Here is a 21,890-nt window from a genome sequence, read left to right as displayed (position 1 = left end):
TTTATTAGCTTTTGTAGAATAAAGAAATATGAGTAAGGTATTCTACAACCTTTCTATCCAATAATTTTAATAATTAGAGCATTTACAGATTACTTAAACACAAAAAAACCAGAAGAACTGACTTAATCAGCGCTTCTGGTTTCTTATTTTATTCATATTTGCCCTGCTTCTGCTGTGGATATAAATTAATCCAATAATTCTTTTGCTAATAGTGTGTAGCTTTGTTTTCGGCTTTCGATGCTGAATTGGTTGCAATTGAACATCGCTTCGTCAAAACCGTATTGCTCTTGGTCTCGGCGAATAATATCGCCTACTTCCTTCGGTGTTCCGACTAGATGCAATTTGCGGTTTTCTTCAATCATCATTTTGTCCATTTCAGTTAATGGATAATCTTTTGCTTCTTCTGGTGACAAGGTTTGAATTAAATTACCTTGCATCAGCTGTAGTCTAGAAATATCAATCGGCATCGCTAAAAATTCTGCTTCTTCTTTTGTTTCCGCTACAGTTGTCGCATATGTCACCAAAATTTCTGGTGTTTCCATAAAGTATGAAGGCTCGAAATTAGCGCGATATGTGTCGAAGATTTCTCTTGTCATCCCGCCATTGAAGAATTGAGCAAAGGAGTAACCCATACCCATGCGACCTGCTCGTACGGCACTATTACCAGTCGAGCCTAATAACCATGCTTCAGGAAGTTCCACTTGCGCTGGTGTCGCCACGACTGAATCATAGACAGAAATGCCTGATTTTTGATCGTTCATTAACTTAAGGGTTGTTTCAATTTCTTTATATTGATCCGTCATCTCAGGTCGTTTACCTTTTGCCATCGCATAAATAGCATAAGTATCCCCGCCTGGTGCGCGTCCAACGCCAAAGTCGATGCGGCCAGGTGACAGTGCGCTTAATGTTTTGAACACTTCCGCTACTTTTAATGGTGAGTAATGCATCATCATGATGCCGCCTGTGCCGATACGAATACGGTTTGTTTTAGCAGCCAAGTGAGCCGCTGTTACTTCAGGCGCAGAGCTTGCAAGCGATTGCCCGTTATGATGCTCTGCCATCCACATACGGTGATAGCCTAGCTCTTCGCCAAGAATCGCCAATGTTTCGCTGTTTTTTAAAGCCTGTGCCGGTTTAGCCCCTTTTGGAATCGGCGCTTGATCTAGAATAGAGAGTCTCATGTTACTCATCCTTCCTTTTTTCATCTATCTGTGTAAATGTGATATTTATACGTCATAATGCTAGCGGAAGTTTAAGGGGATGTAAAATGATTGGATTGGTGAGGAGGTTAAGATAATAAATTGTTCATAATTAAAATAGGTGTTGCTAAATAGTTCTACTTATCATAATATATATAATAATTTTAATTCTAAAGAAGCACTGATAAGGACATGAATCACTTTTACGGTTTACAGAGAGGGAAGTTTTGCTGAAATCTTCCTAACGCAGGAGAGTAATTTACCACCTTTGAGCTGTATCGGGGAATCTAGTATCCGGTACCGTCTATGCTACGTTACAGCACCAAAGCCATAAGTTGTTTTCTAACTTATGGGAAGTTGGGTGGAACCACGGGTTAAAACGTACTCGTCCCTTTATTAGGGATGCGTGCGTTTTTTTGTATTTAACGGAGGATTCCATTGATTGGCATGAAAAATTCAAAAGCGATGATAAGGACAGGAATTATTTTTACGGTTTACAGAGAGGGAAGTTTTGCTGAAATCTTCCTAGCTTAGGAAAATAATTTACCACCTTTGAGCTGTATTGGGGAATGTAGTATCCAATACCGTCTATGCTACGTTACAGCACCAGAGCCATAGGCTATTCTTTAGCGTATGGAAAGTTGGGTGGAACCACGGGTTAACAACACACTCGTCCCTTGTTTAGGGATGCGTGTGTTTTTTTATTATAAAAATAGGAGTGTTTAACATGATGAATGATCAATTTATACAAATTCAATTTCCAGATGGCAAACAACAGCAATACGAACGAGGCCTAACACTAACAGATATTGCCAACTCCATTAGCCCCAGTCTTTCTAAAAAGACAATTGTCGGTTATGTAAATGGGATACCTACAGATGTAGCACGTCCGATTACAGAAGATGCACAGATTTCCTTATATGATGCAGCTTCAAAAGAAGGAATAGCAGTGGTTCGCCATTCAACAGCCCACTTATTGGCGCACGCATTAAAACGCATATATCCTTCTATTCATTTTGGAATTGGTCCTGTCATTGAAGATGGTTTTTATTATGATGTGGAGCTGGATTCCCCTATCACTCCAAGTGATTTACCTCAAATAGAAAAGGTCATGAAACAAATCATTAATGAAAACGTGCAGATAAATCGAAAGGAAGTTTCACGCGAGAAAGCTAAGCAATTATTTGCGCATGATCCATTAAAACTTGAGTTGTTAGAAGACATTCCACAGGATGAAACAGTTACTGTTTATGAACAGGGTGACTTTTATGATTTATGCCGGGGTCCCCATATACCTTCTACAGGTAAGATCCAGCATTTTAAATTAACAAAAGTGTCTGGGGCATATTGGCGAGGCGATAGTAATAATAAAATGCTTCAACGCATCTATGGTGTCGCTTTTGCAACAAAGGATGAGCTACGTGACTATTTCGTCTTTCTAGAAGAAGCAGAAAAGCGAAATCACCGTAAACTTGGAAAAGAGCTTGAGTTATTCATGTTCTCAGAGGAAGCACCCGGCATGCCTTTCTATTTGGCAAATGGCCAGATTATACGGAATGAGCTCGAGTCCTTTTTACGAAATTTACAGGCTGAGTATGATTATAAAGAGGTGCGGACTCCACTCATGATGAATCAGAGATTGTGGGAGCAATCCGGTCACTGGGATCACTACAAAGAAAACATGTACTTTACACAGGTTGATGAACAAAGCTTTGCCTTAAAACCGATGAACTGTCCTGGACATATGCTCATTTTCAAAAATGAACGACATTCCTATCGTGATTTGCCTATTCGCATGGCGGAATTCGGGCAAGTTCATCGACATGAATTCAGCGGTGCTTTAAATGGATTATTACGCGTTAGATCATTTTGCCAGGACGATGCTCATATTTTCGTTACACCAGAACAGATTGAAGACGAAATTACTCTTGCATTAAAGATCATCGACCATGTGTATAAAGTATTCGGGTTTGAATACGAAATAGAATTATCAACACGCCCAGAAGATTCAATGGGAAGCGAGGAACTTTGGAATCGTGCTGAAACAGCTTTAGAAAACGTACTAAATAACTTGGGGTACCCTTACAAAATCAATGAGGGTGATGGTGCGTTTTATGGTCCCAAAATTGATATTCACATTAAAGATGCCATTCAACGCAGCCATCAATGTGCTACAGTACAGCTCGACTTCCAGCTACCAGAGAAGTTTGATTTAACATATATAGACAAACAAAATGAAAAAGCTCGTCCGGTGGTCATTCATCGCGCAGTATTCGGTTCCATCGATCGTTTCTTAGGCATTTTAATTGAACATTTTGCAGGAGCCTTCCCTGTTTGGCTCGCTCCTACACAGGTACAAATTGTCCCCGTTTCTCAGGTGCACCTAGATTATTGCTTAAAAATCCAATCTCAGCTAAGACAATTAGGAGTACGAGTTAAAATTGATGAAGACGAAGAAAAATTAGGCTATAAAATAAGAAGAGCACAGATGCAAAAGATTCCTTATATTATTGTGCTTGGTGAAGAAGAGTTAAAAGAAAACGCAGTAAATGTTCGAAAGCACGGCGAAAAACAATCAATCAGTATGCCGTTTAAGGATTTTAAAGAGAATATTGTAAAGCAAATAAATGAACGCAGCATTTAAAACAAACAAGGGAGAACCTAATATTGGTCCTCCCCTTGTTAATTTACTTATTTATATTTTTAATGACAGCCATTTCTTTTCCAAAGCGATCCCATGATTGCTGAACGGGCGAGTATCTTCGGGACTTAAATTGTACTTTTTGGGGAGTAAACTTCTAGAGGGCGGTTGTTAAATGAGTATGAACGGTAGTAAATGTGTCCTCAGTGATGGTAAATCAACAGAGAACGATGGTAAGCATTGAAGCTAGGCATTGTGGCTATTAGTCGATATTTGCATAATAAATTTTCAACTGCAATAGTTGGCCATAATTTAGCATTCACTATATTTTACAAGTATGCTTTTCTTTTGTGTATATTTATTTGATGTTTGTAATATTGTCAGCCATTTTACACAGGTTTCTTCATATTATATACTCGTTTAAACAATTGAGTTTGGGAGTGATTTTTATGTTGATTAAACCTTTTGCACCCACCCATTATTTAGATTCCTTGCGAAAACTGAGTGATCGGTTATCAGCGACTCATCCTTTGAAACAGGAATTGGAGAGGCAATGGAGAAATATAGAAGCTGGCGATTTAGGAGAGAAAATTATAGTTGATACTCTTGGTCAGTTGCATTCACCTGAAAAGTATTATGTATTTCATAACTTATCTCTTGTATTGGAATCTAAAATACAAATAGATATTTTGCTGTTAACTACAAATTTTGCAGTTGTGTTTGAGGTAAAGAATATCAAAGGAACGATAGAATTAAGACAAAATCCTCGACAATTGGTGCGCCATTTATCAACAGGTGAAACACATGCATTTCCTAGTCCAGAACCCCAACTGGAAGAATACACCCACCAACTTCAAGTATTCTTTTTACACAATTATATCAATCTCCCCATTTACGGCGCGATAGTTTTTCCTTTTTCCTCAAGCTACATTGAACTAACTTCATCAGCTAATACTATTCTTTTGAAAAATGATATTAAACCCTATATTCGAAATATACCGGTACAAAAAGAGCCATTGTCACCCCTGCAGCTAGAAAAACTCGTCCAATCCTTATTGAAACAGCATACTGATTATAATCCTTATCCATTATTGCAGAGGTATAACCTTTCTAGAAAGGACGTTTTGAACGGTGTAGCTTGTCCTAACTGCCGTAAATTGCAAATGCGAAGAATAAATATGCATTGGTACTGTCCCTATTGCCATCACACAAGTCGCGATGCTCATGTCCAGGCTATCTATGACTATTTTTCATTGATTGATCCCTCTATTTCAAGTTTGGAATGCTATCAATATTTAGGCTTAGCGAATTCTCGGCAAGCCTACCGCTTATTAAGTCAGATGAAGCTTCAGAAGATAGGTAAGTATAAAGATGCGCGCTATATACCTACTTATCAATGATCTTCTTGCGCGTTGCTAATTTGATTTTGCTCGAAATACTACCTCTATTTAGGAGCAGCTTAGGACTTAAATTGCTCAATTTCGTGAGTTAACTAATGAAGAGCGGTGGTAAATCGGATGGGAGCGTCTGTAAAAGCTTTAGCAGCGGTTGTAAAATTGCAGGCAACGGCAGTAAATTTTAAATGTGTTAACTTTCTGAATTGCTATATAATACTAATCAAGAGAATGAAGCCAAATTATTCGGAGGGTCAAATGGAAACTGATTTGAATAAAGCATTAGATTTAAGAAAAAGTGGAGAGTATAAAGCATCTAATGAACTTCTTTTAAAACTCGTAATGACATATCCTGACGATGCTGTCTTAAGCTATCAATGCGCTTGGAGTTTTGACCTTTTAGGTGACGAAGTGAATGCTATTCCTTACTATGAAAAAGCTATTCAGTTGGGGTTACCTTCAAAGGATTTAGAAGAAGCATACATAGGCTTAGGCAGCTCCTATAGAACCTTAGGAGAATATGAAAAATCCAAAGATGTCTTTCTACAGGGAATCGAAGCTTTCCTAACTAGTCAGGTACTCAAAACTTTCTATTCTATGACGCTATATAATTTAAATGAACATAGCCAGGCAATGGAGATATTATTAAAGTGTTTAATACAGACGACTAATGATAAAGAAATTCTTAGTTACAAAAAAGCTATTGAATTATATGCTGGCCAATTAGATCGGATTTGGAAGTAAACAATTGCCATCCTTTTAGCATTTTAAAACATAAAAAAACTCCGCCTTTCATAGGCGGAGTTCTTTCTAAAACTTCGTAATAATAGTAGAGCTAATCCAAGCTGTGGTATCGGTACCCGGAATATAAAGTTTATACCATGTTGTGTTACTTTCGTCTTTTTCTGTGACAGGTTTGTTTTTGCTGTCTAAGACGAGTTTGAAATACGTTTCGTCATTTAATTTTGTTAAGATTTTTGAGTCTTTTGTTGTTGGTTTGTCGCGGACGTTGCAGCCGTCTCCGTTTGTGACAGCTAGGTTTTGGATATCGAGGCTTTCGCTGCTTACCCATGCTTGGTCCGTAGCTTGTCCGTTAGCATCTGTATATTGAATGCGGAACCAGCGTGCTTTAAATTTGCCGCTGCTGTCTTTAATGTCCTTCACATCTGAATTATGGCCAAGCAGTGTAATGCTCTTGCCACTTGCTAATGTGCCAAGTTGACGTGCTGGCTGTGCATACGGCATTGAATAAACTTTCGTCGATGCATTCGTTGTTGCCTTAATGCCTTTATCAAATGTTTTAAAGATACTTGGCTGTGGCATATTGGCAGGAATAATATGATCGTATGTTTTATTTACTGGCGCCGGTACTATTGTGCTGATTGGCTGTGCAGCATAATAGCTAGAGTTGTATGGCTTCATTTCTTCCATAATGCGTGTAATGGTGCGTCCCCAGTTTTTATCTGTCGCGTAGCGAACATTCATGCCCGCCACATTAACACCATTATTATAGACGCCGCCAACTCTCAAATAATTTTGGTAAATTTTTTCTGCATAATAAGCAAGACCTTCTTTTCCTGAAGGGAAGTATAGCGCACATGTAAATGGCGCAGAATCATATGCTTGATAGCCAAAGAAGTTGTTTTTGTATTGAGAGATTTGCGAGCTTCCCCACCCTGTCTCAACGATAGCATGCGCAAACATAAATTGTGCGTTAATGCCATACTCTTTTTGAATTTCCAAGAAAGCCGGAATCATTTTGTAAAGAGTAGCGGAAGTGATCGCAGCACCTTTTTTCTTAATTAAGTAATTTTGCATTTCACTCTGTGTGATGTTTGATGTTTTGCGCAAGTTTTCTGCTATATAGTTATTGCCTGCTTGTTCAAGATTGATCCAAACTGTTTTACCGCCGATCGATCCTTGGTAGTACGTTTTGCCGTTTACCACTTCTACCTTTTTAGCAGTGAAAGCTTTCGCACGGTAGGCATCAAGTTTCTCATAGACAACGTTATTTGTATCTCCATCAGAGATATTATATGCTGAGCCGAAGCCAGTCAGGTATAACTTTAGATTTGTTGTGCTTGATGAGGTGATGTTTTTCAGATTCAGTTGGCCTTCTTCTACCCAGCCGATTGGTTTTGAATCGCGGCTAATTTGGTAGTAGGTTTTACTTTTGATAGTTGTCTTCTTATATACATAGAAGTTTTCCTTGCTATAGCTGCTTCCTAGTTCGGCATCTACTAACTTAGTTGGATCTTGATAGATTTTAGCCGTACTTTTTAAAGAGCCGATTTTTTCAACAGCAGTTGTTTCAAAAGAAGGATCTTCCTTTGGCGGCTCGACTGGTTTAGTTGGTTCAGTTGGTTTGGTTGGTTCTTCTGTTTTAGGTGGTTCGGTTGGCTTTGGTGTTTCAGGTTTTGGTTCACTTGTTGATGGTTTTGTTGTAGTAACCTGATTGTATTTAAGCCAGACCGTTTGGCCATTTAATTTGCCACTGTACCATACGTCATTGCCAACTTTTTCGGTTGTTTTTGGTTGGAACAGTGTATTTTTGTCTTTGGTGAGAGTTGTAAACATAACATTACGCTCGTCTCCCCAAGGTCTTGTATACGCTTTGCCATTTCCTTTCACATAACGTTTAGTTGTGCTATTTTTAGCAATAGTATGAGTTCTCGTAGTAATATCTTTCGATTTAACCCACCCAACAGTTGGTTTGCTCGGATCTTTGTAATTACTTATTAAAAAGTACGCTGTATCTTTGTAGATGGCTTTCTTATTTATATAAAATGTCAGGTGCAGCTGCTTAGCGCTTGTTGTCCCCTTTGTAGCTGTTGGTGATGGATAGATAATGGCTTTCGCTGTTTTAATTCTGCCAAGTCGGCTTGTTTTGCCTTGTTTTACTTTTGCTTTGACAGTCGTTTTAGCATCCGCTTGAATAGTAGGAATGGCCGTTGTAACAGTCGTTGCAAGGATAGCTGCAGAAATCATCGAAGCAGCTAATGTTTTGGGATTCGGCATATAAAACTTCCTTTCTAGTAAAATCATGGATTTTTACTAACTATATCATGATTTTTGTGAATTTAATAGATAGTAGATTGTGTCAAAATAAAAACGAGATTCCAGAGAAGGAACCTCGTTACTTTTTAGTTGAACATTTGCAGGTTAGAGCTTTTAATCCATAGTTTTTTTGTAGAGCCTGGTTTGTAGATTTGATACCATTTCACTTTTTTCTTGTCTGTTTTTGTAACATATTTATTATCTTTTTTGACCAACTTGATCAATGCATTCTTATTAACTGATGCCACTTGTGTGTACTTGTCGTTTTGAAGTGCAGTACGATTGTTGGTAAAGCCTAAATTCGAAACTGCAATTTGATCGCTTCTGAGCCAGCCTTGTTTGCCACTGTAGTCAATGCGATACCAGCGCACCATTTTACCTTTGGTATTTGTAAAATCACGGACATCTGTGTGGTAGGCCTTTAAAGTGATAGCCTTGCCTTTTTTGTAGGTGCCGTATTGTGCGGAGTAAACATAAGGCAGGCTGTAGATTTGGGCGCCTTCCGCTACATCCACTTTCGCTTTAATCGCATCCGGCATTGTTAGGAATTGATCCGGCTGTGGTTTCCCTACCGGAATGACGTTGTTGTACTCTTTTGGCTCTTTAAAAACAACTTTGCTTGCTGTTTTTTTACTATAATAGCTACTGCTATACGATTTCATTTGAGCCATTAAGTTTGCAATCTTGTCGCTCCATTCTGGGTCTGTCGCATACCGGACATTCATGCCAATTAGTGTCGGACCGTTGTAATATGCACCAGAGCTTGTTAGATAGTCTCGATAAATTTTATAGGCATATGCGCTAAGTCCAGCTTTGCCCGAGGGAAAGTATTTGGCACAGGTTAATGCACAGGTATCGTAGGCTTGATAACCAAAATAATTGTTTTTGTATTGGGAAATGGTTGAACTTCCCCAGCCTGTTTCAAGAATGGCATGCGCCAGCATAAATTGCGCATTAATGCCCGCTTCTTTTTGTAACGTAACGAAAGTCGGTGCTAGCTTGTACAATACATTATTGGGTAACTTCCCTTTACTGATTAAGAAGTTTTGCATTTCTTTCGCAGTAACGTTTGATGGTTTTCTAAGATTGAGTGCTGTATATGGATTTGTTTTAAGGGCACTCTGTGAAATCCACACCGTTTTATTGTTCAATGTACCCTTGTACCAAAGAGTACTGCCAATCTTTTCAATGCGTATAGCTTTGAATTCTTTTGCACGAGAGCTACTTAGTGATGATACTTTGTTCTTCGTTGTGCCCCATGGCATGTTATAGGAGTTGTGTGTCCCTGCTATGTATGCTGTTGTTTTCTTGGTGCTTTGCAGGATGCGTTTATGGCGTGTGATATCTTTTGTCGCTAACCAACCAACTTTAGTTTTGCCTTGTGTAAGCTGATAGTACGTTGTTTTGCCAATCTTTGTTTTTCTGTTGGCTTCATAAGTTTTACTCATACGTGTCTTTGCAGCTAGCTTGAAGCTTTTGAGCTTCGTTGGATTGCTATAAATTTTGGCTGACGTCGTTTTAATACGAGCAACTTCCTGAGTTTTCGTTGTCTTGTATGCAGTTTTTGCACCTACGGGTACTTGCATAGTGATAGTGATGCCGAGGATAAAAGTTAAGACTAGAAAAAATCCTTTTGCTGTTTGATTCATGAGTACTCCCTTCGGTGGATGTTTTAGATATGGCTATTGTAACCGAAAATGGAAGCTATTTAAACAGCAAGTAGTGACTTTTGTTGTTTGAAGAGGGAAAAAAGACTTAAATTATTCAATTTCGGTAGTAAATTTCCGGGGAACGGTTGTAAATCTGATGGCAACGGTTGAAAAACTCCTAGGAACGGTTATAAAGCCCACGAGACCTGCAATAAATGATGGCACCTACTAAAACAAAAAACCATCGCCCTAAAGCAATGGTTTCTGTTTATCTTCTTCGATAGTGCTCTGAATTAGTTGCTTCCAGTTTTCATAGAAGCTTTGAGGTGTATATTGTTCTTTCACTAATTGCTGTGCATTGTTACCCATTCGTTGTCTGTCTTCTGGGCTATCAAGCAATTTTTTGATACGATCTGCTAATGCCTCAATTTCTCCATCTTGTACAAGATAGCCGGTTTCCTCGTTTTGGATGAGTTGAGCTGGTCCATAGTTGGTGTCATAAGCCACAACAGGTGTACCGTTGGCAAATGATTCGAGAATACTTTGGACGAAACCTTTCGCTTCTGCTGTAACGATTGAGACAGCTGATTTCGAGTAGACCGCATCTGTATCTTGAACTGGTTCTTTAAGTTTTACACCGTGCGCGACTTTAAGCTTTTTAATTAATTTCTTCAGCTTGTCTTCTTCTTCGCCCGATCCGTAAATTTCAAGCTTCGCACCTGGTATGTCGCGCGCAACCTCCATGAATGCTTCGATTGCTTGGCCAATGCGGTTTTCTGCCGTAAAATCTGCAATCATCGAAACAAGCAACGAATTTTTTTCATTCTTAGCACGTGGCATTTCAACGCTTGGTGAAATAACATGAATATTGCCTCTGTTGCCAATCTCTTTGTGCAAGTCCAACTGTTGCTGTGATGTCGGCACAACGATTGGAAAACCTTTAGAAACGATATCAAGTATTGGCTTAGTTGCTTTATTATAGTCACTGCCCAATGTGTAAGGCGCTTCAAAGTGATTTTGGTGTATGTTATAAATTTTATACGCTAAATCATCATCAAGCTGAATGACGCGATTGACAGTTAACACGCCGTCTACAATGATGACCGGTTTCACGACTTCAGTTCGGCACAATTCTTCTAGCCAGTAAATTTGAAAGTCTTTTCGATTCGAAAAGTCCTCCGCTTTTTTATGAGCAGGGTCAAATAGGAAAAGCGCTTGCTGCTTATCTGTTTGGTAATTGAACCAATTGGTGCAGTAACAAAAGCCATCGGGCGTAAAGAAGCGCTCTTGGTTCTTTTTATTATTGGCTGGGTGATACAAAGTCTCTCGAATTTTGTAGCCCTTCGGATTGTATTCTTCTTTTCGGATACGTACACGATTTTCATCGAAGTAGTCGATGAACTTCAGCACGCCATCCTCATCCCATTGCTTATACTTGATATAACTGCCGTTTTGGAAATAACGTGCTATTGTATCACCATCTTGTACCCAGTAGTCGCCCTCATATTTTTTGATATTTTGTTCATATTGGGCTTTTTGAGCAGCGGACACTTCTTTAGAAGAGAACTTTTGGCGGTAATAATCAAAGACGTTTATTACTTCAACCTCTTTTTTTAACCAGCCTGTAGCATAAAGCCCTTTAATAATCTCATCATAATTAATTTTAAAATCCATTGTCAGAATAACCGGGCGATACTCGTCATTTGCAAATAGGGATGCTCGCTGTAATAACTCTTTTGTTGTGTCATCCAACGTATCACTAATGCCCCAAGTTGTCATAAATACTGTTCTTTTCATTGAGTTCACATCCTTTTAAGGTGAAACACGGACCGAGTTTTAGCCTCGATCCGTGAAAAACTACTTGTTGTTCTGTTTGCGGCGATTGGCCAATTTATCGCGGAAAGCCTTTTGATCTTCAGGCGAAAGTTTATGATATTTCTTAATGAATTCGGAATAGTTCTTCATGACAATATTAGTCGGCCCAAATTCTCGTAAGTGGCCGCCTTCAATCCAAGCAATCTTCGTACAGAAGCTTCGTACCTGCGACAAATTATGGCTGACAAAGAAGATGGTCTTGCCACGTTTTTTATATTCATTCATCTTTGCAAGCGATTTGTCAGCAAAGGTTTGGTCACCCACCGATAGCGCTTCGTCGATGATCAGGATATCAGGATCTGCGGTCACACTAATTGCAAAGCCGAGTTTTGATTTCATCCCGCTAGAGTATTTTTTTACAGGCTGATAGATAAAGTCCCCAAGCTCTGAAAACTCGATAATTTCAGGCATGACTTTTGCAATTCTTTCTTTGCTATAGCCCATCAACAAGCATTTGAATTCGATATTCTCGATGCCTGTCAATTGACTGTTCAGGCCTGCATTGATAGCAATCACATTGACTTCTCCATCGACGATCACCTCGCCAGATGTTGGCGGCACAATACCACCGATGATATTGGATAGAGTCGATTTGCCGGAGCCGTTGATGCCTACAAGGCCGACAACATCCCCTTTTTCGACTGCGAAGGAGATATCTTCTATTGCATTAAAATCAGACCCAGATTTTCCAGGCAACACAAGATCTTTCAGCTGCTCGCCCTTTGTTTTATACATACGATATGTTTTAGTTACATTTTTGATAATCACGGATTCCGCCATGGTAATTCTCCTTTTAATACATTTTTAGATAAAGTCAGAGAAGCGGTTTCTGAATTTAAAGTGCGCTGTTGAACCGATTAACAGAAGGAATAGAATTAATCCCCAGTTGTATAGAGTCAGCTGCCAGTGTTCTACAATGTACCAGTCATTATATAAAAGCGAGGCTCTGTAGCCATTAGCTAGATAATAGAATGGGTTAAGCTGTAAAATACTTTGAATCCAGTGCGGCATCGATGTAGAACGATCCCATAAGATAGGTGATAAGAAGAACATCGCTTGTAATAGTGACTGAATAAGCATTTGAATATCCCGTACAACAACAGTAAGCGTTGATGTCACGAGTGTAATCGCAAATGCGAGAATATAGCTCATCAGTAAGAAATAAATTAGCTGTATATAATAGATGCTTGGGTAATAACCCTTAATCCAGAAAACAACCATAATGAGGCCTACAAGCGCTAAATGGCCGTAATATTTCCCCATGATGATATAGCTCGGCAATACGGATAATGGGAAATTCATCTTGGCGACCATCGTATATTTTTGATAAATGGCCTTTGACCCGTTTAGAATCGCCTTATTGATGAAGAACCACATTGATATCCCTGCGAGCATCCAATAGATGTACGGTATTTCTGAATGGCCGTTCGTGATATTCTCTTTACCGCGAACTCCAAAGCCGAAGACGAACCAGTACATCGCCATTTGTATCGCTGGATTAAGTATTTCCCATGCAAAACCTAGATAGTTGTTTTGATTGTCGATGCGCAATTGAAATTTAGCCAAGCGCATTATTAAATAAAAAGAATGGTATTGTTCTTTTATAATTTTTATAAGTGCTCTCATTTCGTTAATTCCTCAATTTCGTGGTTTTGATTTCCTAAATGAATACTGCTTCTGCCCCTTATCGCATGCTTTGTCGCTTACGCTACAATGCTAACGCTAGCGGCAATCGAAGGTTCCACAATACACCAATTCATTTATATTTATTAAGAAAAATACTTCAACATAGTATAACATATTAATGGAAAATATTCCGTTAGCGCAATAACATCTTTTTGTGAAATTTGTCACGCGGTATTTTTTAGAAAAAGTCGGCAAAACTATGCTATAATCAGTAACTATAAAGATAAACTTCAATCATTTTGATTTTTTTACTGACTGATTGTTGCGTGTTATTAAGCTGCATTTATTAATATGTGGCATAGTACTGCCATTGCAGGATAGATAGTTTTTGTAGATTGGGTGAATGAATGAGAAAAGAATGGTTAATTGAACTATTTTTATTTATAAATAAATGTATTTTTGAATTGTTTAATCTAATGCCTTTAAAGAAAAAAATTGTATTATTATGTGATTTTGGAGACAACGCGCGCTTTGTGGCGAATGAGCTGGCAAGGCGGGGGGAAAAAGGTTTCATCGTGCTGCGTACCTCTAAATGTAAAGAAACATTTAAAGGGACCGGAGCTAAGGCGATTTTGTCGTTTAGTCCAACTAATATAATGGATTATGTGAGAGGTCTTTATCATTTGGCAACAGCTCGGACCATTTTAATTGATAATTATTTCCCTATTCTGAGTGTGACGAATTTCCGGCCAGATGTAGAGTGTATCCAGCTATGGCATGCAGCAGGTGCTGTGAAGAAGTTCGGTATGCAGGATGCGAGCGTGCTGTTTCGCTCTCCCGCTGCAGTACGCCGTTTTAGACGTGTGTACAATCGTATGAATCGTGTCGTAGTAGGCTCAGACGAGATGGTCCCAATTTTCAAATCCGCATTTGAGATGAAGGATGGTCAGTTTTTACGTTTAGGCATTCCACGTACAGACTTTTTCTATGACCTGGATGCTATGGAAGCGGCGAAAATTGCATTGTTCAAAGAATATCCCGACATGATCGGCAAACGCATTATTCTTTATGCGCCTACTTTCCGCGATCAGCAGCTCAATGCACAAAGTATTCCGATAGACTTTAAGGATATCATAAACGAACTTGGCGAAAATTATTTATTAATCATTAAATTGCATCCTGCTGTGGCGCAAAATTTGGCAGCGATGAATCATCCACAAATTATCTCTGTAAAAAATAATGTACCAATTAATGATTTGCTGTGTGTAGCTGATTGCGTCATCTCAGATTATTCTTCGATTCCATTTGAATACGCTCTCCTTGGGAAGCCACAAATCTTTTATCCATATGATTTGGAGAAATATGAGATGGAACGTGGTTTTTGGACCAACTATGAGGATCTTGTGCCTGGGCCTGTCGTATCAACGGACGATGAACTTGTATACGTTCTACAAAATAATGTATTTGACCATGAGCGCATTCAACGATTTTCTGCTTCGTGGAATCAATTCTCGGATGGTCACGCAAGCAGCAAGCTAGTTGATTATTTGCTTGCACGAAATTAGTTGCGCATTGAATGGAGGCATTACTGTGAAACGAATCATTACATATGGCACATTTGATCTTCTCCATGTCGGCCATATCAATATTTTGCGTCGGGCAAAAGCGCTTGGTGACTATCTTGTCGTTGCCGTATCAACCGACGAATTCAATGCCATCAAAGGTAAACAAGCATACTACAGCTATGAGGACCGAAAAACCATCCTCGAAGCAGTCCGGTATGTGGATGAAGTCATCCCTGAAAACAGATGGGAGCAAAAAATTGACGATGTTAAAACACATCGGATTGACACATTTGTCATGGGCCACGACTGGGAAGGCAAATTTGATTTTCTAAAAGATTATTGCGAAGTGATCTACCTTCCTCGAACAGAAGGTATTTCTACAACGAAAATAAAAGATGATTTAATGACAAAATAACTGCAGAGGTGTCTCTGCAGTTTTTTATTTGGTTGCAGGTTCTCTAGGACGCTTCTACTCATTTTATTGTTTGTATGAACTCCCTTAACCTATCAATATTATTCAGACATATAGTAAAAAACAAAAAGGCGAATGAATAAGATATTGAGTGTTATTTATTATTCTACTCCGGAATATTCTCTTTATAATCCTTAAAAAACTTACCTAATGTTAATAAATATAATATCCAAATAACAGATCCTGTGGGATCCACCCCATGCTGAGAACGTCCACCCAACAAATAAAAAATAACAATTAAAACCATCATACATGTAGCAATTAAAGCCTCTACTAACGCTTCCTGTTTCTTACCTATTGTCCATCTAAACTTTTCATTTTTAGAAAAATAAAAATTCAATAATAGAACTACTACTAACAAAATAAGCAAAAATGCAAATATAAGTTTACTACCTCGTACAAAAAAATCGAAAAATAATATAAATACTAAAATTATATTAAATATAAAAAAAGTGATTTTTTCCAAAAACACACTTCCTTTTCTCACACGGCATCCCTGTTAGTTAATAATACCAATATTGAAAAGATGAGTAAATTAAATATTCATTTCTCCAACACTTCCTACTATAATCTATATCTTAATCTATGCATTTAATAATAACTTTTCCTACCTTAAAAATTACAAGTACGATTTTCTTTTTAATATTTCGTCTGTAAATGTTAAATCATTGACGATCAAAAAATATAAAAAAACTGCCCACTCATAACGAATGGACAGTCTTTATTTTATTTCTTCGCAAACATGTTTGCAATTTTCAATGCTGTGCGAACGGATTTACGGTTTAATGTACCTTGCAAATGTTTAATTTGTTTTTCTTTTTCTTCTAGTCTGCGTTTTTCAGCAGAGCCGCTTGAAGGTGCTTTTGCTTTTGGTGCATTTTTGTTTTCAAGCTCAGAAAGTGTTTCAAAACGTTTTACCGCTTCTGGAATTGTGCAGCTTGTAATAGGTTCTAGAGGTGGCTGTAAATCAACGCCAGCTAGCTTTTCATCAAGCGGAATACGTGTTGGTTCGTTGCCATTTTTATAGATATGATCGATTTTGCTTAAATTTAGGAAATCGATATAACGATCAAAATTCTCGCCTTGGTATTTTGATGCTTCATGGAAATCCACTTTTTCAATTAAGTCCCAAATGTTTGTGTTGTCGTCAATATCCTTTGCCCATACATGTGTTAAATGGTGGTACTCAGTTAATTCGCGCATACGACCATCTTTTGGAATCATCAAGCTTGGCGTTCCGGCAATTGTTGACGTAATGTTGCCGTGTAAACGTGCGCCGAATGCAAAGTCTGCTTGTTGCAAGAATTCTAACCATGTAGGAACGTTTAGGAAATAGCGAACACGGTTATTAGCATAAACAGGATCTGTAATTTTTCCTGGATAGTTGCCATTTTCGATTTTTGGAATTTCTGGATAACCAATATACGTCAATCTCAATTCTTTCAGCCATTGGGGGATGAAGTAATGATTTGGGAATTCATCCATGCTACGTGTAATGAAATCTAACACATTTTTCGGTGAAAGACGTGAAGAATTGACAGCAACCATAGATTCTGGCGTAATATTCGTTTCACGGATTTTTAGCTCTCGACCAAATGTGTACATAGATGGGCACCCGATTGCCATATGATCAACGCCGTCTTTAAAGCCAAGGCGAGTTAGATAATCCGCCGTAATTTGGCCGCGCACCCCGATCATTGGAGATCTTTTTAATACAGCTTTAACAAATGCTTTTACGTCTTCGTCAAATTCAAATTCATCATCCGGTTTAGGATCAAATGTTGTACGTAAGCCAACGCCTATTACGTAAACGGGAATTTTTAATTTGTTGATTAACTGCGTATATCTGCGTAGTGTTGGCACAAAATCTTTACGGAATGCATCCGCAAGCGGAATTAGATAAGCATCATAAGTTTCATTGATGTAGTCTGCATCTTTTGGATTGATTTTATAATAATCGGGCACGAATTCTACGTTCTCATCCGTCATTAATGTACGGTACACACTGTATGCATAAATTAGGTTGCCTACATTTCCGCCAATTGAATTGTTCACAATCATCTCCGCGGGGCTAAACGTTTGAAATGGCGTAATCCCTGAGCGTATTAAATATTTCTTCATGTGTTGATAACACTCCTTCTTCTTTCATAGGGGGTTAAGACTTGGAAGCCATGCAAGCGTCAATTAAATCCGCTACACGTTCAGTAGATTTGCCATCCAAATCCTCAAAGAATTTGTCTGTAAATGTTTTATAATCTACAGCTTTCACATCTTTTAATTGAATTGCTTCATCAATCATGGCATCACAGGTACGGACAATCGGACCTGGCGTAAAGTCTTGGTATGGAATATAGAAATCACGCGTTTCGATATATTCTTCAAGGTCAAAGCAATAAAAAATCATGGGTTTATTTAATAATGCGTATTCAAAGCAAACAGATGAGTAGTCTGTGATTAACACGTCTGTAATAAACAATAAATCATTTACGCTTGGATATTTCGTGAAATCTTGAATCTTATCCTTGTATTCAGCAGGGATATGAACTTTCTTCTTCACAAATGGATGCATTTTGATTAGGAAGATGGTATTGTCATCCAACTTTTCGTAAATACGATCGAAATCAAGCATCTCCATTGGAAAGTGTGCACTGCTTTGTCCATTACCTCTAAAAGTTGGCGCATAGAGTACGATTTTCTTCCCTCTGAATTCCGGATACTTAGTATACAACATTTCTTCTTTATCTTTCTTGTATGTTTCATCGAAGAAAACATCAGTACGTGGAATCCCAGTAGGAATAACCTTGTCCAAAGAAACACCAAAGCCTTCCGCATAGAAGGGCGCAACAGTCGAAGAGCTGACCGTTACCTTTGTATAGTTTTTGTGGTTTTTGGAATTCGGATCTGGACCGCCAATTTTGCCGACACGGCTATAGCCGAATGTTTTAAATGCGCCCACTGCATGCCAAAGCTGGATTAAATCAGCATTTTTACGGATTTTCAGCGGATACACCATTGGATAAAAATCATCGACCATGATGACTTTTGATGTAGCCATATTATAGGCTAGTTGGATAATTTCTAAATATCTTTTGCGTTTTTTAACACTTTCTTTTAGCAAGAAATAATATTCATAATTATGCCTTCTCTTCAACTCATCATAAACAAATTGAAAATTGTCGCTCAATGTTTTGCGGCTATCTGAAAGAATCGAGATTTTGTTGTTATCGATTGGCAATAGAGAAAACATTTTATAAAGTGCTTGGAATATTTCTCTTTTGAATTTTCTATCTAGTTTCTTCCGAAATTTCTTTTTCACTTTTTTTAGCTTCTTCAATGCATGTACCTCTTTTACCGTTTAATGAAAATATTATGGCGTCATTGTGTTGTTTCTGTAATCGCTTCATTCGCCACACCTTTTTGCCGTATAACTTTCTACATTATAAAGTTTTTTCTTCATTCGTTCCAGTGGATTCCACTAAATCACGACAAATTGTGCTATTCTTCTCATCCTTCTGTTTTGTTACCGCTTTGTGATTTCTTTTCTGATTTTAACTTTTTGACTTCTTTTTTCAACTCTTTATTTTCTTTTCTAAGCTTTTTGACATCTGTGGTTAAGGTTCTTAGCTTTTCCGCAATTGTTAATTTATATAAATCATTTTCACGAATATAGTATAATCTTTCACTAAATGTAGCTGTCACGTATCGGTCTGCTTCCTCAGGCATGTTCTCGTTGATAAAACGTGAGAAGGCAAGAAGCCATTCTTTCTTTTGTCCCATTGTCATGTGCTTGTTCTTGAAGAAATCCTTTGATTGTCCATGACGGAACATGCGCGTCACAAATTTGCCCGCCAGTTTATGCTTGTACTCTGTATCTCCGACAGAACCTTGATATATAGAATGAAGGATGTCAGCCATTAAACGAAAATATAAATCTGTATTTAGTTCATTTTCCGATAAATGTCCATCCTCGTGCTTCGTCACAAAGTAGCAATCATAATCAGCTACAATTGAGATTTGCTCCGTATTACAATACATGGAAACTGTGAATGCTTGGTCCTCTGCTACAATGGCGTCTGCGTCAAAAGATAGCTGCAACGCACGCACTTTCTCTAATCTGAACATTTTAAGGGCTGACAAGGCATAGAACAGGCTGTCATCTAGTATTTCTGCCTTCTCTAAATTTCCTTTGGCAAAAATAGCTTCCGGTACTTTCCTACCCTTCACGCCGACATATTTACCGATCACTATATCGGAATTGTTGGCATGGCCATATGCATACATTCTTTCTAAGGCTTCTGCACCCAAATAGTCATCACTATCGACAAAAAAGATATACTCGCCCTGCGCCATGGCGATTGCTTCATTTCTCGGTACACTGGCACCGCCCGAATTTTCGCTGCGATAAATCGTTTGGATGAGCGATGGGTAGCGCATTTTGAAATACTCAAGTATGCTCTGCGTCCGGTCAGTTGATGCATCATCCACGACAATAACCTCATACTCATCTTTATTTAAAGATTGTTCTACAATTGAATTCAAGCATGTTTCAATATATTCTTCCGCATTATACACGGGAACTGCTACGGTTACTTTTTTCATATCCAAAACCTCCACTCATAGTATATCCATTTTTTCCTTATATCCCAATTTAGTATTTTATAATCTTCTATCAATGATTTTATAGGGAACATTAGGTTTTTAAGTAGAAGAAAAACAATTAACAAATAAAAAGTAGGTATATAATTAAATTAGAGAGAATTTTTTATTAGAAAGAGGGATCAGTATGCAGTATACGATTGAACCAATTGCCTTTGTTAACAATACAAGAAAGCATATTGCGGATGATCAATGGGGGCCAATCATATCAACAATTGAACTTGTGGAAAATATAGATGAAGCCTCACTAAGGGGCATTCATGAATTCTCACATCTAGAAATCATTTTTTACTTTGATAAGGTTTCAGACGATAAAATTCAGTATGAAGCAAGACATCCAAGAAACAATACAAATTATCCAGAGGTCGGCATTTTTGCGCAACGGGCAAAAAACAGGCCGAATAAAATAGGTGTCACGATCGTTGAGCTGATTGAACTAAAACAACGTTCATTCATTGTAAAGGGGTTAGATTCAATCGACGGCACACCTATTATTGATATTAAGCCTGTAATGAAGGAATTCTTGCCTAGAGGTGAAGTAAGACAACCGGATTGGTCCGTTTCTTTAATGAAAAATTATTGGGGAGATTAAACGCCCATTAATCTGTAAGAAAAATACCCGTATACAAGCAAAATGTATACGGGTTTTCAATATAAATTTGAATGTAATTGTAGCGGAACAATTATTGAAAAACAATTAGATAGTTCCTCTAAAATTTAACAATCGTTCTGCCTACATGCTGACCATTTTTAATAGCTTCAATTGTTTGTGGTACTTCTTCAAGCGAGATTTCATTTATTAAGGTGGTTTGAGAAATATTCCAGTCATTGGCTATTTTCTCCCAAACAGCAGGACGATCTTCAATTGGTACATTTACTGAGTCAATGCCCAAAAGGCTTATTCCTCTTAGGATAAATGGCAACACAGTTGATGATATTTTTATACCCCCTGCATTTCCACACATACTCATACTACCGCCATAAGAAATTTGAGGAATGAGGACAGAAGCAATGTCGCCGCCCACAGTATCTAGGACAAAGTCAAAGTTTTGCTTATTCAACGGTTTATTCAGTTCCCCTAATTCATGTGCAAAAACGATCTCTGTTGCTCCTAAAGACTTTGCAACCTCTACCTGATAATCTTTTCGAACTAAAGCAGCGATATTTTTGTAACCTATTTTAGATAAAATTTGTAAAGCTACGCTACCTACTCCACCAGTTGAGCCAGTGACTAGGATTCTAGCATCATTGTTTACATCCAAGCCTTTCTTTTCTAAAGCGATGATAGAGAGCGAGGCCGTAAATCCAGCTGTTCCAAAAACCATAGCTTCTTTTAAGGTTAAGTTGTTTGGCAATGGAACAATCCAATCTCCTGGTATTCTCGCATACTCTGCAAACCCGCCTGTATGGCTCACTCCAGTACCAAAACCTGTAACCAATACTTTCTGACCTTCTGTGTATCGACTATCTGTTGAACTAACAACAGTTCCACTTAAATCAATACCAGGTATCATTGGATAATTCCGAATCACTCCTGAATTTTTTTGAACAGCTAACATATCCTTATAGTTTATGGAAGAGTATGCTACCTTAATTAACACTTCTCCCTCAGAAAGAGCGTCCATATGAACATCCTCTAACCCATAAATGACCTGATCTTGTAGTTCCTTTACCACTATTGCCTTGAATGTATCCATAGATATCTTCCTCCTTTTGTTGCAAAATACTTCTGATACAAAACTATTTCATTGTAAAA

17 protein-coding genes and 2 other annotated features are annotated in these 21,890 nt (G+C 38.1%); of the genes, 6 read left to right on the top strand and 11 right to left on the bottom strand.

The window, feature by feature from the left end; translation table 11 throughout:
• Nucleotides 1–185 precede the first annotated feature (185 nt).
• Nucleotides 186–1,181 (bottom strand): LLM class flavin-dependent oxidoreductase, encoded by a 996-nt coding sequence (locus F0527_RS01195; protein ID WP_150283489.1) that lies wholly within the window; start codon nucleotides 1,179–1,181, stop codon nucleotides 186–188.
• 190 nt (nucleotides 1,182–1,371) lie between these two features.
• Nucleotides 1,372–1,595 (top strand) — a binding site (T-box leader).
• A gap of 60 nt (nucleotides 1,596–1,655) precedes the next feature.
• Nucleotides 1,656–1,880, top strand: a binding site (T-box leader).
• 49 nt (nucleotides 1,881–1,929) lie between these two features.
• Here F0527_RS01195 and thrS point away from each other — a divergent pair.
• The 3 genes from thrS (at nucleotide 1,930) to F0527_RS01180 (ending at nucleotide 5,978) form a co-directional block, all read left to right on the top strand.
• On the top strand, nucleotides 1,930–3,843 hold the full coding sequence (gene thrS / locus F0527_RS01190; RefSeq protein ID WP_150284879.1) for a threonine--tRNA ligase: 1,914 nt from the start codon (nucleotides 1,930–1,932) through the stop codon (nucleotides 3,841–3,843).
• 446 nt (nucleotides 3,844–4,289) lie between these two features.
• Nucleotides 4,290–5,240, top strand: a complete 951-nt coding sequence (locus F0527_RS01185) for a nuclease-related domain-containing protein (protein ID WP_190323355.1) — start codon at nucleotides 4,290–4,292, stop codon at nucleotides 5,238–5,240.
• 252 nt (nucleotides 5,241–5,492) lie between these two features.
• Nucleotides 5,493–5,978, top strand: coding sequence for a tetratricopeptide repeat protein (locus tag F0527_RS01180; protein ID WP_150284878.1), 486 nt, complete (start codon nucleotides 5,493–5,495; stop codon nucleotides 5,976–5,978).
• Nucleotides 5,979–6,044: 66 nt separating this feature from the next.
• Here F0527_RS01180 and F0527_RS01175 read toward each other — a convergent pair whose 3' ends face one another.
• The 5 genes from F0527_RS01175 to F0527_RS01155 all read right to left on the bottom strand — a co-directional run bounded on the left by F0527_RS01175 (nucleotide 6,045) and on the right by F0527_RS01155 (nucleotide 13,441).
• Complete coding sequence (locus F0527_RS01175; protein WP_190323354.1) at nucleotides 6,045–8,252, bottom strand: glucosaminidase domain-containing protein; 2,208 nt, start codon at nucleotides 8,250–8,252, stop codon at nucleotides 6,045–6,047.
• A gap of 125 nt (nucleotides 8,253–8,377) precedes the next feature.
• Complete coding sequence (locus F0527_RS01170; RefSeq protein WP_150283486.1) at nucleotides 8,378–9,940, bottom strand: glucosaminidase domain-containing protein; 1,563 nt, start codon at nucleotides 9,938–9,940, stop codon at nucleotides 8,378–8,380.
• A 249-nt stretch (nucleotides 9,941–10,189) separates the two neighbouring features.
• Nucleotides 10,190–11,737 (bottom strand): glycosyltransferase, encoded by a 1,548-nt coding sequence (locus tag F0527_RS01165; RefSeq protein ID WP_150283485.1) that lies wholly within the window; start codon nucleotides 11,735–11,737, stop codon nucleotides 10,190–10,192.
• 60 nt (nucleotides 11,738–11,797) lie between these two features.
• On the bottom strand, nucleotides 11,798–12,595 hold the full coding sequence (gene tagH / locus F0527_RS01160; protein WP_066791782.1) for a teichoic acids export ABC transporter ATP-binding subunit TagH: 798 nt from the start codon (nucleotides 12,593–12,595) through the stop codon (nucleotides 11,798–11,800).
• A 24-nt stretch (nucleotides 12,596–12,619) separates the two neighbouring features.
• Nucleotides 12,620–13,441, bottom strand: a complete 822-nt coding sequence (locus tag F0527_RS01155; RefSeq protein WP_147195359.1) for an ABC transporter permease — start codon at nucleotides 13,439–13,441, stop codon at nucleotides 12,620–12,622.
• A 407-nt stretch (nucleotides 13,442–13,848) separates the two neighbouring features.
• Here F0527_RS01155 and F0527_RS01150 point away from each other — a divergent pair, with 407 nt between their 5' ends.
• Together F0527_RS01150 and tagD are read left to right on the top strand one after the other, a co-directional pair.
• On the top strand, nucleotides 13,849–15,006 hold the full coding sequence (locus tag F0527_RS01150) for a CDP-glycerol glycerophosphotransferase family protein (RefSeq protein WP_150283484.1): 1,158 nt from the start codon (nucleotides 13,849–13,851) through the stop codon (nucleotides 15,004–15,006).
• A 25-nt stretch (nucleotides 15,007–15,031) separates the two neighbouring features.
• The gene (tagD, locus tag F0527_RS01145) at nucleotides 15,032–15,421 is read left to right on the top strand and encodes a glycerol-3-phosphate cytidylyltransferase (protein WP_066791779.1); all 390 of its coding nucleotides are present in this window, start codon (nucleotides 15,032–15,034) and stop codon (nucleotides 15,419–15,421) included.
• A 163-nt stretch (nucleotides 15,422–15,584) separates the two neighbouring features.
• Here the strand turns inward: tagD and F0527_RS01140 are convergent, their stop codons facing one another.
• From F0527_RS01140 to F0527_RS01125, 4 genes are all read right to left on the bottom strand, one after another.
• On the bottom strand, nucleotides 15,585–15,944 hold the full coding sequence (locus tag F0527_RS01140) for a hypothetical protein (RefSeq protein ID WP_150283483.1): 360 nt from the start codon (nucleotides 15,942–15,944) through the stop codon (nucleotides 15,585–15,587).
• A gap of 260 nt (nucleotides 15,945–16,204) precedes the next feature.
• Nucleotides 16,205–17,599 carry a polysaccharide pyruvyl transferase family protein gene (locus F0527_RS01135; protein ID WP_066791777.1) on the bottom strand — a complete coding sequence of 465 codons (1,395 nt, stop codon included), beginning with the start codon at nucleotides 17,597–17,599 and terminating at the stop codon, nucleotides 16,205–16,207.
• A gap of 34 nt (nucleotides 17,600–17,633) precedes the next feature.
• Entirely contained in the window at nucleotides 17,634–18,812 is a 1,179-nt protein-coding gene (locus tag F0527_RS01130) for a CDP-glycerol glycerophosphotransferase family protein (protein ID WP_150283482.1), read from the bottom strand.
• 170 nt (nucleotides 18,813–18,982) lie between these two features.
• The gene (locus F0527_RS01125; protein WP_150283481.1) at nucleotides 18,983–20,077 is read right to left on the bottom strand and encodes a glycosyltransferase family 2 protein; all 1,095 of its coding nucleotides are present in this window, start codon (nucleotides 20,075–20,077) and stop codon (nucleotides 18,983–18,985) included.
• A gap of 184 nt (nucleotides 20,078–20,261) precedes the next feature.
• Between F0527_RS01125 and F0527_RS01120 the strand changes: the two genes are divergently transcribed.
• The gene (locus F0527_RS01120) at nucleotides 20,262–20,726 is read left to right on the top strand and encodes an SAM-dependent methyltransferase (protein ID WP_150283480.1); all 465 of its coding nucleotides are present in this window, start codon (nucleotides 20,262–20,264) and stop codon (nucleotides 20,724–20,726) included.
• A 118-nt stretch (nucleotides 20,727–20,844) separates the two neighbouring features.
• Here F0527_RS01120 and F0527_RS01115 read toward each other — a convergent pair whose 3' ends face one another.
• A complete protein-coding gene (locus F0527_RS01115; RefSeq protein ID WP_150283479.1) occupies nucleotides 20,845–21,831 on the bottom strand; it encodes a YhdH/YhfP family quinone oxidoreductase in 987 nt (328 codons plus the stop codon).
• Nucleotides 21,832–21,890: the final 59 nt, after the last annotated feature.

This window comes from Rummeliibacillus sp. TYF-LIM-RU47 (assembly GCF_008638315.1).
Lineage (GTDB): Bacteria > Bacillota > Bacilli > Bacillales_A > Planococcaceae > Rummeliibacillus > Rummeliibacillus stabekisii.
This window is presented reverse-complemented; position numbering and strand designations above follow the sequence as displayed.